This is a genomic window from Emticicia sp. CRIBPO (assembly GCF_009905725.1).
In the GTDB taxonomy this organism is placed as follows: domain Bacteria; phylum Bacteroidota; class Bacteroidia; order Cytophagales; family Spirosomataceae; genus Leadbetterella.
Genome location: NZ_JAAAKV010000003.1, coordinates 40,174 through 54,859, shown reverse-complemented (window position 1 = coordinate 54,859; position 14,686 = coordinate 40,174). Strand labels below are relative to the sequence as shown.

Sequence of the window (14,686 nt, the reverse complement as noted above, 5' to 3'; positions counted from 1 at the left end):
TATCGACATATTGCCCGGATTTTATTAATTTACTCCGAAAAAACAGGACAATCCGGTTGTCTGCAAAAATTTCAGTCCGGATGAAAAATAAACCCGGACCAGGACCCTGAGATTAATAAAAGGATAATACCGGGCGTAAACAAGCAAAGCAATTTACCTGATATATTTGTACCATAACCATCATCAAATCAACCATTCTCTATTAAATCATGAAACAAATCTCCCGCAGGAACCTTCTGAAATTTGTACCCGTGCTGCCTTTTCTGGGTGCAGCTACCCAAATCCCTTCTGAATCAAAACACAAACTGAGATTTATTGTGGCTTCTGACGGGCATTACGGGCAACCCAACACTCCTTACGAAAAGTTTCACCAGAACCTGGTGGATTGGGTAAATCAGGAAAAGGCAAGCAAGGGAGTTGATTTTATGGTGATTAATGGTGATCTGATCCACGATAAACCGGCTTTGTTACCCGAGTTTAAAAATGCCATCAAAGGGCTTCAGATGCCTTATTATGTGAGCCGGGGAAATCATGACCGCGTTACCCATGAACTATGGAAAAGCACCTGGGGATATGACACTAACCATAGTTTTACGGTCTCTGATTATGCTTTTATCGTACTCGACACTTCCAACGAAGAAGGAAAATACCTTTGCCCTGACAATGTATTCCTGAAACAGGAGCTTCAAAAGTATGCCGATAAAAAAGGAATATTTGTGTTTATGCACATTACTCCCGCCAAATGGACCGACAACGGCGTGGACTGCCCTGAAACCCGCGAACTTTTTGCGACCACACCGAATGTAAAGGCCATTTTCCACGGGCATGACCATAACGAAGATGAAGCCAGGACCGAACGCGGAAGGCCTTATTTCTTTGACGGGCATTTCGGGGGCAGCTGGGGTACGACTTACCGTGGCTACCGCGTGGTGGAAATCAATGAAGACGGCTCATGGAGGTCCTACCAATATAACGCCTCAGGTGAGCCTGTGATCAACGCATTTAATGGTAAAGCCTGACAACCGGTTTAACATGCTGAAAGTCATCAAGTTAATTATCATTTTACTGGTAACCATCAGTTTTGCTGATGCCCAGCAAAAACCCGAAGCCCTGATTGAACGGTTGCTGAAGCTGACTCCGGACAGCAAATGGACGCAAACCGCGGCTATTCCCTTGAAATTTGATGCCCATCATACCCAGGGCATGGTCAAAATCGGGGAATACTTTTTCATGACCTCCGTTGAAGTGAGCCGCTGGCCAAAAAAATATGAGAAACCGCAGGACGGCCTTGACCGCGACACAGGCATTGGCAAAGGCCATGTGTTCAAGTTTGATGCACAAGGTAATTTGCTCGCCGACCTTCCGATTGGTTCAGGCGACATCTACCATCCCGGCGGCATTGATTTCGACGGCACCTACATCTGGATTCCGGTGACGGAATACCGGCCCAAAAGTTTTTCGGTCATTTACAAACTCAATCCCAAAACGATGGAGCTGACAGAAGTAGTCCGTATCAAAGAGTCTATCGGGGCGATTGTCCATAACCTTCAGAACAACACCCTGACAGGTGCCAACTGGGGTGCCCGGAAATTCTACACCTGGCAACTTGACAAAAGCGGGAAGGTTATCAATGGAAACCTTCCGCCGGAAAAGCTGGCCAGAGAAAATCCGTCTTTTTATGTTGATTTCCAGGACTGCAAATACCTGGGCAACGGCCTGATGCTGGGTTCGGGACTCAGCTCTTACAAAAATGACGCAGGCACCTTCCGTTTAGGCGGCTGGGAAATATTCAACCTGAACGACTTCCGTCCGGTAAGACAGGTACCGATCAAACTCTGGTCACCCACCGGAGCACCGATGTGTAACAACCCCAGCACCGTTGAGCTTACCGCAAACGGCCTCAGAGCCTATTTTGTGCCGGACGATGATGAGAAGGCGGTTTTGTTTGTGTATGAGGTGAGTCATTAATCTGACAAATCACTTCACCACCTCCCTATCCCAGTTCCTGATCATATCCGCCAGGCTTTTGTCTGCGTTGGTTTCCAGGAAAGAGGACAGTTCTTCGTCTGTTTCGATCCTTGGTTTGTTTTTCAAGGCATCCCATACTTTCCTGTTCACCTGTTTGCCTGCGGTGTCATAAATTTTTCCTGCGGCGGCATGCCAGCGGCATTGGTACCAACCGTAATTCCTCGGGTGATTTCTCCCGATTTCATTGTATTTCGTTTCGACGTCGTTAAGACTGGTATATTTAAATTCTTTGATACCACCTGCGATGACCATCTGCGGGAATACGGTCAGAGACGGCAGCAATTGCGGTTCATTTTCTGCAATATAAGTGTGCAGTAAAATGTTAACATACAGTTCTCCCATCCAGTTACGCTGCATTTTAATACCAGCCTGACCATGAAAAGCATGTCCCAGCTCATGAATGGCCAGCAAGTCGAAGAATGCCTGCATGCTCAGACTGCCGTCTTCGTTTTTGTAAACGGTCCGGATCTGCTCACTTAAACCCGCCGGAAGTTTATCCAAAGGAGGCAGAAAGCTTTTCCAGAACGGATTATCTTCAGCGGCCACAATCAGTGTTTTGCTGTCAGAAGTATAATGCGGCATCCCGTAAACTGCTCCCGATTTTGTGTATTTAGTCCAATCGGACGGACTCAAAATAAGTAAGGTTACCTCAGGTTTAAAACCAAGCAAGCTCTGATAATAAACCATGGCCCTGTCAACACGCCCTGCTATTAAAACAGCCCGTTTTTCGTGACCTGTACTGTAATAAATTTTTGCGGCAAAATTATTCAATTTGCCCAACTGGTCCAATTCCTGGGCTTCGGCTTGCCCGACCAGGAAGAAACAGGTGATGAGAGGAAGAATGATGTACTTTGTCATAGCTGTTGTTTTTTCAACAAATTTCGGTGCTATAGCTGAGGGCAGATAGTACAAACACGACAATTACAGCCGCAAACCGGCTTGAAGACGGATGGGCGTTTGCTCCAGTTCCTTCTGGATGATGCCGGGAGCAACGCCGGCAAATTGCTTAAAATCACGAATGAGGTGCATCTGGTCAAAATAACCACTTTCATAAGCAATGTGTGTCCAGCTTACGTCCTGATGGTTTTCCCGCAGCCTGTAGGCTTTTGAAAACCTGACCACCCGGGCAAAGAGCTTGGGTGGCAAACCAATGCGTTCTTTACATATCCTTTCAAACTGGCGGAGGCTGAGGCAGGCCAGGGAAGCCATTTGCTCAACGGGCAGATTGCCGCTCATCTTTAGCAGTTCCAGCATGGCCAGATCAAAAGGCAGGGCTCTTCTTAACGATTTTGCTTTTTTAAGCAGAAAACTTTCGATTACAGCGTGTATTCCGTCAAAATCTTCCGCTTCCAGCAAACGCTCATTGATCTCTTTCAATTCATTTCCAAAAACATCAGCAGCATCGTAACTTCCGTCAATCATTTCGGCCATGGAGATTCCGAGCATTCTGTGTAATCCTCCCGGATGAAAACCTACGCGTACTGCTTTGTGATTTTTATTAACATCCAATGTCACCCTGGTAAGCTGAGGCCCCACCACCACACTTCCCGGCTGCAAAACAAAATTACTGTCGCCGTCTTTTTGTACTTTAATCCGGTCATTGATATAAAAGAAGAGGGAGTTCTGAGGTGAGGGCGGATATGGACTGACCATCGACGAAGGAGACTCTGCATGAACGATCATGACGCAGTTAATAAATTCCTGCAACATGATATGAGGAGGGTAAAATTTAACTTTCATACAGGCTCTCTTAACACACTGATAATAAGACTAAATTTACTAAAAACACACCACAGTATATCTAATTGTGAGGCAAATCCGCTTGAAGTTTTATTAAGTGGTAAGGGCCCCACAAAATAAAAACAGCCTTGTTCCGACAAGGCTGTTTTTATATCTAAATGATCTGCATCAGGACAAAACCACCGTCAGGATTTCCCACACAATAAAAAACGCCTGAATCGGGTATCTGTTGTTTTTTATAAATGCCCAGACTTTATCTGATTTGTTCATTTTTGTATCTGTTTTATATTTCAAATTTACAGAATATTTTAAAATAAACAAGCCATGACAAGCACTTTAATACCTGGCTTTTAACGGGTTAAAGATAATGTCTTATCCGTTTGACTTTACGTTTTTCTGGTCATCGTTCTGGATTTTCCTCGCGTTGTTTTTCTGGAACATATTTCCGAATTCCCAGTTCAGCGACAAGCGGACCGAACGGAGCATATAATCATTTCCGAAAGTCGAGGTAAAATCGGCAGATCTGAAAATATCAGATCGTCCGATGTATTTACTGAAAGGACTCACAGTAGTCAGCGTAATGGTCAGTTTGGGACCGGGCAATTCCTTTTTGGCAGAGAAACTGTAGTACAACCAATAAGTCTCATACCCCTGCAAAGTGACGCTTTTGGCGTCATAATTTCCATATGCCTGCACACTGTAGTTATTGGGCAATTTCCAGCTGCTGTTCAGGTTCAGTCCCCAAACCATTCCGTCATTCCGGATATTTAAAGCCCCGCTTGCATATTTTGCATAGCGGACATTGGCGTTGCCGTTTATTTTCCAGCCCCTCATGACATTATAAGAAGTGGAAGCGTTCAGACCATATTGACCGTTGGAAGCAAAGTTTTGTTTGGTCGTCGTTGCCACCCCTTCATTATTGACGGTCACGACACTCTCAATCGAATTCTTTGTATTTCTGGCAAACAGGGAGAAATTAATAAAGAAATCAGCATCTGTCTGTAGTGCATAGGTAAATTCAACCTGGTCTACCTCCTCAGGTCTAAGGTCCGGATTTCCGATCACGATGTTTTTAGGGTCCTGGCTGTCCCTGTTCGGGTTCAGGTCCCAGATAGAAGGGCGTGAGATACGTTTGGTATAACTCAGTGTCAGGTTGTTGTTGGTATTGAGCTTTTTGAAAACCGTTGCACCGGGCACAAAATTCCAGAAATCATTTTTAAATTTAACCCCGGCATTGACCTGGTTTCCTTCCAGGAAAGCACCCTCCATCCTCGCCCCGGCATGTAAGGCCCATCCGCTTTTCCACTTAAACTTCACCTGGCTGTAAGCCGCCACCACATTTTGCTGGTAGTCGAACCGGTCGGATCTTGAAGGCACCTGGGCCAGAAATTGAGGCTGGTCAGGGCTGGTCGCCCAAACGTCATAGATGCTGGAGTTATCCCTGAGAATGGCTTTCAGACCACTTTCAAGAGCGTGTTTTCCTCCTTCAGAGAACGGCATGATGTAATCTCCCTGGAACGTCCATTCTTTTCCGGACGTATGGTTGTCGTTCAATTCCCTGTAAGTAACATAATTCTCCCCCCATTTCTGAATCGCGTTGTAATTATAATCGTTCAGAGAGCGATTAAACTGGGCCATCAGGTAAAGTTCTTCACCAGGCTTCCGTAGTTTACGGGTATATCCCAGGTTCAGGTCCAGCCCTCTGCTCGGGGCTTTGGTAGTTACAGACTGGCGATAATCCTCTATCATGTAGCCGTCCGGCAAAAACCTCCGGTTGTGCTGTTCGCTGTTGTCCGGCCAGTTGCCTATATTTCCATTTGCCGAAAAATTAAACATATTCAGTGAATCCGGAGCATATTCCAGCTGAAAATCACCGGAGCCGTGTGGTTTGGCATTGTCTTTCACAATATCCTGGATCACCGTTCCGGCTGGTTCTCCGTCTTGTTTCAGCACCCTGTTCGTGCTTCCTATTTCCTTGTTTCTGAACCTGTGCATGTGGAGTGTGGTCGTCATGTTCCATTTTTCACGGTTCAGGGCTATGCGTGGATTGATGGCCTGTTCGAGGTTTCCGGCCACGCCTTCAAGCGTACCGCTCATGTTTTTATTGCCTTTTTTGGTGATGATGTTGATCACACCGGCCGCCCCTTCCGCATCATAGCGGGCCGACGGACTGGTAATGACCTCCACAGACTTGATGGAACCTGCGGGCATCATGTTGAGAGCATCGGCTGCATTCCTGGCCATCTGGCCTGAATATTTTCCATTAATCAGAATCCTTAAATTGGAATTACCACGCATGGTGACATTCCCGGCGGCGTCTACATTCAGGATCGGGGCCTTACGGAGTACGTCAGCGGCGGTGCCTCCCTGGTTACTGATGTCTTTTTCAGCATTATAAATAAGCATGCCGGGCTGCTGTTCTACCAACTGTTTGGTGGCTGTGACGGTGATGCCTTTCAGAAAAGTCACATCTGCCGTCATGATGACGTTTCCGAATTCATAAACCGGCTTTTCGGCGGTGAGGCTGAATGCCAATGTTTTGGGACGATATCCCACAAAAGTCATACTGAGGCTGAAATAACCCGCACGGACATCCGAAGATTTAAATACTCCGTTTTCATCAGAATAAGTCAGAGCAATTACTTTCCGGTCTTTGTCAAGTATGCTGATGGTCGCAAATTCAATCGGTTTTCTGGTAAGTGAGTCAACAACAATTCCTTTCAGTTGAAAAGGACTGGTATTCTGTGCTGATAATTGTTGTGTAAAAAGAGCGACAAATAAACATGAGAAGAGGTGTTTGTAAATAGTTTTCAATGGGAATAAAGTATGTTGAACGTTAAAAATTAATTACGGTTTGTTGAGAAGGCTTGCAACCTTTTTGTTATCAGCTCTTTAAGAAACGCCGCGGTGGTTGAAAACCGGGCTTATTTGTGAACTGATGGCAAATATATGATTTTATTTGGACTTATTCTAAATAACTAACCCTTAGCTTATAAAAAATCTGCTCCCCGCACGCCCGGAAAGCAGATTTTTATATGATACAGCTCAGGTGAAACGATCACAGGATTTATTTCCATCCCCCGCCCAAAGCCCTGTAAAGCTCTATGGCGGCTAATTTCTTTTGACGTTTGAGTTCAGCGAGGTCCAGTTCACTTTGCAGGTAAGCACTTTGTGTATTCAGGATTTCCAAGTAAGTGGCCATCCCGGTTTTAAAAAGCAGATCCGCGTTCTTTCTGGCTTCGGTAAGTGACTTTACCCTTGAAAGTGAAGATTGTATCTGCAGATCATTTTTTTCCTGTCTGACCAAAGCATTCTCCACTTCACCGATAGCCAGTAAAACCGATTGCCTGAAACCCAGTACAGCCTTTTCTCTTTCAATTTTAGCCAGTTCGTGCTGCATTTTAAGCTGTCCTCTCAGAAAAACCGGTTGACTGATGCCTCCGGCCACCATTCCGAACAATGAAGCAGGAACGCTGAACCAGTTACTGGCTTTGAAAGTGTTCAAACCTCCGGTAGCCGAAATGGTCAGAGAAGGATACATGGCTATCTGGGTCAGCCCTACCCTGGCATTGGCTGCCGTCAGGGTGTGTTCCGCCGCCCTCACATCCGGCCTTGCTCCGAGAAGTGAAGCCGGATAAGCGGGTTTTGTTAAAGCTATTATCTCTTCTTCATTAAAGTCTTTTCTGACCACAGCAGCCGGGTAAGAACCGCAAAGAATACTCAGGGCATTTTCCTGCAAAGCGATGCTCTGCTCTATCTGTGGAATCAGCTGACGGGCAAACTCCAGCTGGGCCCGGGCCTGATTAACACCCAGAATGGTCACCTGACCCACACTCTGCTGCACTGTGATGATTCTCAGCGTGCTGTCACTGATGGCCTCCATGTTTTCTGCCACCCTGAGCTGGTTATCCAGCATGATCAGGTTGTAATAACCATTGGCGATATCCGCCACCAGCCTGGTCTGAACCGCTTTGGTAGCTTCAACAGACTGAAGGTAATTGCTTAAAGCTTCTTCTTTTTGTGTCTTGACTTTACCCCAGATATCGATTTCCCAGGTAAGACCGAGGTTGGTATTGAAATCCGCCACGCTGTAAGAACCGATAAACAACTCGTTACCGATTCCCCCCAGACTGTTTTTTGAAGGTCTGGTGGTATTGGCGTCCATCCTGGCGGTGAGATCCGGCAGATAATTCAGTTTGACTTTTTTAAATACCTGTTCCGAAGACTCAATGCTTTTGACAGCCATATTGAGGTCATAGTTTTTCGCCATGGCCGAATCGATGAGTTCGAGCAGCACAGGATCTTTGAAAAACTCTCTGACAGGCAGGACCGTTTCGGCAGAAGAAACAACCGGAGTAGCTCTGTACGCTGCCGGAAGGTCTAATTCCGGGGTAGCCTGCTGTTTTCCTATCCTGCATGAACCCAGCAGGGAAAGGGAGGCCAGAACCAGAATCCGGAAAATATAATTATTCATATACTTTAAGTTTAAATTGCCCAGGAACATTATATTTTTTTAATGCTCACTTTTTCCTGCAAATACTGAAATACAATAAACAACACCGGGATGATGAATACCCCGAGTACTACGCCCGTCAGCATACCGCTGGCGGTACCGATACTGATGGAAATGTTTCCCACAGCAGAAGGCCCTGAGGCATTCATCAAAGGAATAAGCCCTGCTATAAACGCCAGCGAGGTCATCAGGATAGGCCGGAGTCTCAGTTTTGCAGCCTCGAGAGCGGCCTCCACCAGTGTTTTTCCGGCTCTTCTTCGTTGAACGCCGAACTCGATGATCAGGATCGCGTTTTTAGCGAGGAGCCCGATCAGCATGATCAGACCCACCTGTACATAGATGTTGTTGTCAAGACCGGCCAGTTTCACGGCAGTAAACACCCCGATCACCCCGACAGGCAGGGAGAACAACACGGCCAGCGGCAACAGGTAACTTTCATACTGAGCCGAAAGAAGGAAATAAACAAACAGTAAGACCAGGGCAAAGATGAATACCATCTGGTTGCCCGATTCTTTCTGTTCTTTACTCAAGCCCGTCCATTCATATGTAAATCCTGTTCCCAATGTTTTTGAAGCTACTTCTTCAATGGCCAGCATGGCGTCACCGGTACTGAAACCCGGTGCCGGAGAAGCATTAATGGCAATGGAATTGAAGAGATTGTAGCGGTTAATAGACTCCGGACCGTATATTTTTTTGAAAGACGCCAGTGTACTCACAGGTACCATTTGTCCCGTAGCATTCTTAACAAAAATACCGTCAAGCGATGATTCATTGGCCCTGAAAGGAGCATCCGCCTGCATATAAACACGGTAATATTTCCCGAAACGGTTAAAATCATTGGCCTGCACACTTCCGTAATATATCTGCATAGCCATCATGAGGTCGCTCACCCTGACACCCAATTGTTTGGCTTTGATCTGGTCTACTACCAGTTCGTATTGCGGGAAACTGGCGTTGAACATCGTAAATGCCTGGGCAACTTCTTTTCTCTTTGAAATCTCACCGATGAACTTGTGGGCTACCTGGTTGAATTTTTCGATCGGAATACTTTCCCTATCCTGCAAAACAAACTCAAGACCGTCGAAAGTACCAAAACCCGGTACCGTCGGCATCGTAAACACACTGAAGTTGGCATCCTGTATGGTGCTGAGCTTTTCACCCAGCATGATGACGATCTTATCGATATCTTTTACTTCACCCCTTTCTTCAAGAGACCTCAAGTTAATAAAGCCTGTGGCGTAGGCAGATCCGGCATTGTTACCCAGCATGTTAAAGCCTGAAATGATGGTCGTCGAAAAAATAGCAGGCTCTTTTTGTAATATGCTGTCTGCTTTCCGGATCACTTCGGAAGTTCTGGCCAATGAAGCTCCCGGAGGAAGGGCAACAGCAAATGCTGCAAAATTATCATCTTCACTCGGAATAAAACCTTTGGGCGTGCTGTTCATCAGCCAGAAAGCCACTACACTCACCACAGCCAGGGCTCCGAGACTCAACCATTTGTTTTTAACCAAAAAACCTACACTTCTGACATATTTGCCGGTCACCGCATCAAAACCAGAGTTAAAGGCCGAAAAGAATCTTTTCCGAAAACCTGCAGGTTTACCGCTGGCGTTTTCAGCATGGTTGTTTTTCAACAACAATGCACACAAAACAGGGCTCAGTGTCAGGGCATTCAAAGCTGAAATCAGGATCGCAATCGCTAAAGTAAAGGCAAACTGGCGATAAAATACCCCGGTTGACCCTTCCATAAACCCGACCGGAACAAAAACGGCCGTCATGACCAGAGTAATGGATACGATCGCACCGGTGATTTCACTCATGGCTTGCGTCGTCGCGGCCTTTGCACTCTGATGGGTTTTCTCCATGTTACTGTGGACAGCCTCTACTACTACAATGGCGTCATCCACCACAATACCGATAGCGAGCACCAGGGCGAAAAGCGTCAGCATGTTGATCGAAAATCCCAGCATCTGAAGAAAAAAGAAAGTACCGATCAGCGACACCGGTACTGCAATGGCCGGTATCAGCGTAGACCTGAAATCCTGCAAAAACAGGAAAACAATGATAAACACAAGTACAAACGCCTCTATGAGGGTATTCTGAACCTGGGAAATAGAGGCGTCCAGTTGTCTTTTAGTACTATAACTTACATGCGATTTCACCCCTTTCGGAAAAGTAGGCTCCATCTGCTCTAACAGTCCGTTGATTTTGGTCTGAATTTCATTCGCATTTGATCCTGTGGTCTGAAAAACAGCCATGGTTACACAGTGCTTCCCGTTTGTACGGTTATTCACGCTGTAATTGGCGGAGCCGAACTCCACCCTTGCCAGGTCCTTCAGCAGTAAGTTGTTCCCGCTGTTTTCAGCCCTGATCACAATATTCTCATACTGTTCCGGGGTGTTGAATTTCCCCGCATATTTAATGACATACTGCATGGCTTCATTGGTGCTCTCTCCCAAACTACCGGGAGCAGCTTCCAGACTCTGGTCCCGGATGGCATCCAATACTTCCTGCGGAGAAAGATGATACGTAGCCAGTTGCTGAGGGTTAAGCCATATCCTGATGGCATAATCTTTCGTACCGAAAATCTGCACGTTTCCAACTCCAGTCACCCTTTTTAAGGCCGGAGTGACATTGATCCTGGCATAGTTCTGAAGGAAAGTCTCGTCAAACTTTTTACTGTCTTCACTGTAAATGTCGACGATCATGATCATCCCGTTTTGCTGCTTGACGGTAGTGATCCCGGCCTGAATCACTTCAGGAGGCAGCTGGCCTGTCACCTGGGCAACCCTGTTCTGAACGTTGACGGCCGCCTGGTCAGGGTTGGTGCCCAGCTTAAAAAACACATTGATGACCCCGCTGCCGTCGTTGCTGGCGGCAGACTGGATGTAGGTCATGTTTTCAACCCCGTTGATGGCTTCTTCTATCGGCGTGATGACCGAACGCATCACTGCGTCGGCATTCCCACCCGGAAACACGGCAGACACTGAAACACTCGGAGGAGCGATATCCGGAAACTGGGTCAGGGGTAATTTTAACAAACCGACAATCCCCAGTATCACAATAATTATAGAAATAACGGTGGCTAATACCGGCCGTTCAATGATTCTCTTTATCATATTCTTAACGCTGATTTATTTTAGTTGTGAATTTCTTTTCGGGACAATCACGGAGCCGTCCTGGATGGTCTCAATACCACTCACCACTATGCTGGTATTGGGTTCCAGCCCCTCAGAAACAAAATAGTAGGATTCATTTTTGCCTTTGATCACAATAGGCTGCATGGCTACTTTATTGCTGTCTTTCAGCACATAGACAAAAGTTTTATTCTGTATGTCCAGGGTAGCGGCAATAGGCACTGTACTGACGTTGTCGAATTGCTCCTGAATGATGATTTTCCCCGTGTTTCCGCTACGTAAAAGCCCTTCTGCATTCGGGAAAGTGGCACGAAGGCTGATCCCGCCCGTGCCTTTATCTGCCTGACCGGCCACTACTTCTATTTTCCCTTTATGAGCATACACTTCCCCATTGGCCAGTTTCAGAGAAACCGGATGAAAAGAGTTAATCCTTTGCTGCAGTGTCTTGCCATTTCCCTGGCCATTAAACTTCAGAAAAGCCGACTCACTCATGGTGAAATAAATATACACCTCGTGGATATCAGACAAGGTGGTTAAGGCAACAGGATCCGTACTGCTTACCAGGCTTCCGATACGTTTCGGTATTCTGCCGATATATCCGCTCACAGGGGCTTTGATCAGGGTGAAATCCAGGTTAATCCTTGCGGCGGCTACCATCGTTTTAGCTTGTTCTACCATGGCTTCAGTAGATTCATAAGCCACTTTTACCGTTCTCAGCTGAAAATCAGAGACAACTTTATTAGCATAAAGGGTCGTAATTTTATCCACTTCAATCTGGGCATTTTTCACACTGGCTTCTGCTATGTGCAGATTGGCTGTGGCAGTATTAAGTTGCTCGCGGTAGACTTTGTCGCTGATCTTAAAAAGAGGTTGTCCGGCCTTTACATAAGCCCCTTCATCCACAAATATTTTCTCCAGGTAGCCTTCCACCTGTGGTCTGAGATCAATATTCACTTTTCCTTCGATGGATGCCGGATATTCATTGTACACTGCCACATCTTTTTTTTCGATCAGTTCAACCGGCACAGAAAGTGATGGAACTGCGGTCTGTTCTTCTGTTTTTTTGGTGCCGCATCCTGAAAATAAAAAGAGGAGAGAAAGTATGGAAACTGATTTAAAAACAGTCTTGTAAAAATTTGAAGCGTACATATGTTATCAATAATTATTTGATTTAACTGCAAATTCGGTGTTTGCAGATTTGATTTATTATGAATATTTACCGAACTGGAAATAATGCAGCCCGAAACAGAAAAGGCACAAACTGAAATAAAAGGGAGGTCAACGGTCAAGCCATTGTTTAAACGAGGTAGCTTTTTCTTTACTGATCAATACTTCTCTTTCCGGGTATCTCTTTAACTGCAACTTGAGTTTACCGTTAAAAAAATTATGAATACTGCTGATGCTGTGAACAGCCACCAGGTGCTGGCGGTTGGCTCTGAAGAATACATCGGGATCGAGTTGCTCTTCCAGTTCTTCCATGGTGTGGGCCACGGTTTCGATGCCACCGTCATTCAGAACCAGGTGAGTAGTCTTAAACTCTGAGTAGATAAAATCAACATCAGCCACTAAAATGGTCTTGTATCCGTCTTTGAACGGAATAAGGAACCGGGTACGGTAACTGAGGTTCTTCTGCCTGAAAAACTGCATGAGTTCTTCGATAGCAGGATCGGGACTGATCAATGTTTTTACTTTTTGCAGAGCCGCCTCCAGTTCTTCTTTTTCAACCGGCTTCAAAAGGTAATCTATGCCATTGACCTTAAAAGCCCTCACGGCATATTCATCGTAAGCGGTGGTAAAAATAACCGGGCAATTCACTTTCACTTTGGCAAAAATCTCGAAACTTAAGCCGTCTGCCAGCCTGATATCCATCAGAATGGTATCCGGGTGCTTGTTTTCCTTAAGCCATTCAACAGACTTATGAATGGTATCCAGCACTTCCAGCACCTCCGTATCAGGGTCAATTTCGAGCAGTATTTTCTTTAACCTGCTTGCATTTAATTTTTCATCTTCAATGATTACTATCCGCATACATCAGTTTTTAAAATCCAGCAAGGGCAAGATCACTGTAAAATCTTCTTCCTCTTCCAGCACTTCCACCGAAAGCTCGCACAATATCCGGTATCGGTTTTTAATATTCTCCAGTCCTATTTTGGTAGACGGTATATTATTCTGAATCGGCTGAAGGTTATTGGTAATTTTAAGGTATTGTGAGTTATGTAATGCAATATTGATCACCAGGGGTCTGCCTTCACAGGCCACGTTATGTTTGATGGCATTTTCTATCAGCAACTGCAGGGTAATGGGTGGAATGCCTTTTTGTTTTATGGCTTCAGGAATATCAATATTGACAAGCACTTTGTCTCCGTACCTTATGCCGATCAGGTAATTATAAGCCTCTAAAAACCTGATTTCTTCTTTGAGCGTAATGATATCGTTATTAAGATTCAGGATCATATAACGGTACACCCGCGAAAGATTATCCAGGAATTTCTGGGCGGTTTCTTTATCTTCAGAAATCAGCTCTGACAAGGTGCTGAAATTATTGAACATAAAATGCGGATCCAGCTGCAGCTTGAGAGACTGAAGCTCGGCCTGCATGGCAATTTCCTTCAGCTCAACAGATCTCAGTTTTAACTCGCTGGCTTCAAGCGTGGATACTTTCCATCGCTGCAGGAAAAAATTGCCAGTATGAACGGCACTGATGATGATTGACAGAATCGTGATGATAAAGAAATACTGCCAGAGTCCAAGCCGGTCAGATGAGGTCATGGGCTCTTTTATCGGACAGGTAACATCCCACAGCATGTCAAAGAAGTACAACAGAATACCTACCGAAATGATCTGCAGGAAAATCTGGGTAATGAAACGCATCATGGCATGCTCACGCCAGGAAATGCTCTTGTCCAGAACCCGGGCAATGACAATACTGGATTCTGTAATAAGAGAACAGAATACCATCGTAATACCCCACTCTGTCAGCAGGTTTTGGGTGCCCATTTGAAAATATCCTTCCCAAGATTTGCTGAAGGGGTTAATCAGATAGGTCAGCAGGTAATACAAACAAAAAACCACAGGTACTACAAAGAGCCTGTAATGCTTGTAAAATACTCCCGATTGTACTTTCATGTAAAGGTCTGCTTTTAGAAAATACCGGAGGCTTCATTGATGAAACCATCCGGTCCTGATAAAGTGTAATCCTGAAAGCAAAAATAGGAATTAGTTTTTCTTATCCGGATATATTCTTTCTCATCACGCCATATGCCTTACC

The 14,686-nt window shown here is 45.5% G+C and carries 10 protein-coding genes; 2 read left to right on the top strand and 8 right to left on the bottom strand.

Going from position 1 to position 14,686, the window contains the following annotated elements; translation table 11 throughout:
• Positions 1 to 209: 209 nt before the first annotated feature.
• Complete coding sequence (locus GVN16_RS07065; protein WP_166563169.1) at positions 210 to 1,019, top strand: metallophosphoesterase; 810 nt, start codon at positions 210 to 212, stop codon at positions 1,017 to 1,019.
• Positions 1,020 to 1,032: 13 nt separating this feature from the next.
• Positions 1,033 to 1,968: a DUF6454 family protein gene (locus GVN16_RS07060; protein WP_229244091.1), complete on the top strand. Its 936-nt coding sequence runs from the start codon at positions 1,033 to 1,035 to the stop codon at positions 1,966 to 1,968.
• Between the two features lie 9 nt (positions 1,969 to 1,977).
• Here GVN16_RS07060 and GVN16_RS07055 read toward each other — a convergent pair whose 3' ends face one another.
• From GVN16_RS07055 to GVN16_RS07020, 8 genes are all read right to left on the bottom strand, one after another.
• Entirely contained in the window at positions 1,978 to 2,886 is a 909-nt protein-coding gene (locus GVN16_RS07055; protein ID WP_166563168.1) for a hypothetical protein, read from the bottom strand.
• A gap of 63 nt (positions 2,887 to 2,949) precedes the next feature.
• Complete coding sequence (locus GVN16_RS07050) at positions 2,950 to 3,768, bottom strand: helix-turn-helix domain-containing protein (RefSeq protein WP_166563167.1); 819 nt, start codon at positions 3,766 to 3,768, stop codon at positions 2,950 to 2,952.
• A gap of 372 nt (positions 3,769 to 4,140) precedes the next feature.
• The gene (locus GVN16_RS07045; RefSeq protein WP_166563166.1) at positions 4,141 to 6,582 is read right to left on the bottom strand and encodes an outer membrane beta-barrel family protein; all 2,442 of its coding nucleotides are present in this window, start codon (positions 6,580 to 6,582) and stop codon (positions 4,141 to 4,143) included.
• Positions 6,583 to 6,835: 253 nt separating this feature from the next.
• Complete coding sequence (locus GVN16_RS07040; RefSeq protein ID WP_166563165.1) at positions 6,836 to 8,242, bottom strand: efflux transporter outer membrane subunit; 1,407 nt, start codon at positions 8,240 to 8,242, stop codon at positions 6,836 to 6,838.
• 29 nt (positions 8,243 to 8,271) lie between these two features.
• Positions 8,272 to 11,400, bottom strand: coding sequence for an efflux RND transporter permease subunit (locus GVN16_RS07035; RefSeq protein ID WP_166563164.1), 3,129 nt, complete (start codon positions 11,398 to 11,400; stop codon positions 8,272 to 8,274).
• A gap of 15 nt (positions 11,401 to 11,415) precedes the next feature.
• The gene (locus tag GVN16_RS07030) at positions 11,416 to 12,567 is read right to left on the bottom strand and encodes an efflux RND transporter periplasmic adaptor subunit (RefSeq protein ID WP_166563163.1); all 1,152 of its coding nucleotides are present in this window, start codon (positions 12,565 to 12,567) and stop codon (positions 11,416 to 11,418) included.
• A 129-nt stretch (positions 12,568 to 12,696) separates the two neighbouring features.
• The gene (locus GVN16_RS07025) at positions 12,697 to 13,446 is read right to left on the bottom strand and encodes a LytTR family DNA-binding domain-containing protein (RefSeq protein ID WP_166563162.1); all 750 of its coding nucleotides are present in this window, start codon (positions 13,444 to 13,446) and stop codon (positions 12,697 to 12,699) included.
• Between the two features lie 3 nt (positions 13,447 to 13,449).
• The gene (locus tag GVN16_RS07020) at positions 13,450 to 14,544 is read right to left on the bottom strand and encodes a sensor histidine kinase (protein ID WP_166563161.1); all 1,095 of its coding nucleotides are present in this window, start codon (positions 14,542 to 14,544) and stop codon (positions 13,450 to 13,452) included.
• Positions 14,545 to 14,686 lie beyond the last annotated feature (142 nt).